The organism is Oleiphilus sp. HI0125 (genome assembly GCF_001635355.1).
Genome location: NZ_LWGF01000073.1, coordinates 1 through 821, shown reverse-complemented (window position 1 = coordinate 821; position 821 = coordinate 1). Strand labels below are relative to the sequence as shown.

The window sequence follows — 821 nt, the reverse complement described above, 5'->3', positions numbered from 1 at the left end:
CTAGTGTCGCGTCTCGCTGTTCTCTTAATGAAACAAAGTCTACTTTCTTTATCGTTGTCGAGATATGAACGTTTTTGTTTTTCCGCTCTCCAACGGTAGAGACGAACTCCAGTTCACGACCATCAGGTTGGTAGTCGTGGCACATATAAAGGCGTGTTTCATCGGGAAGGGAAAATATCTTCTGAATAGAGTCATACAATACGCTCGCGCTACCGCCAGGAAAATCACACCGTGCCGTGCCCGAATCAGGCATGAATAAGGTATCGCCAACGAAAGCTGCATCACCAATCACATGCGTCACACAAGCGGCGGTATGTCCAGGAGTAAACAGCGCAATGCACTCAATATTGCCAATCTTATATTGCTCGTCCATGGCAAACAGATAGTCGAACTGCGATCCATCGCGAGCAAATTTGCTACCTTCATTGAAGATTTTTCCGAAGCAGTCTTGAACCGTCAAGATCTGTTCTCCGATCGCTAATCTTCCCCCTAACCTCTCTTTTATATATGGTGCTGCTGATAAATGATCCGCATGCACGTGCGTCTCAATGATCCATTCGAGAGACAAAGATTTATTTTGCACATAACGGATAAGTCTATCTGCACTATCATGCGAGATTCGACCAGACGCGTAATTAAAGTCTAATACTGAATCGATAATTGCACAGTGTTTAGTGGTGGGGTCAATAACAATATAAGAAAAGGTGTTTGAATCTTTATCGAAGAAATGAACTACTTCTGGGAGAATCCCAGACTCATCTCTCTTTTTCGCCACGGTAATTATTCCTTAGTTCATTAGTGCAGTTTGCTTAGTAAAATAT

General features: G+C 43.0%; 1 protein-coding gene. It reads right to left on the bottom strand.

Features of this window, described 5'->3' with window-relative positions; translation table 11 throughout:
- Positions 1-775, bottom strand: a 775-nt coding sequence (locus A3762_RS01245; RefSeq protein ID WP_068753724.1) for an MBL fold metallo-hydrolase, incomplete at its 3' end; no start/stop codon positions are given.
- Positions 776-821: the final 46 nt, after the last annotated feature.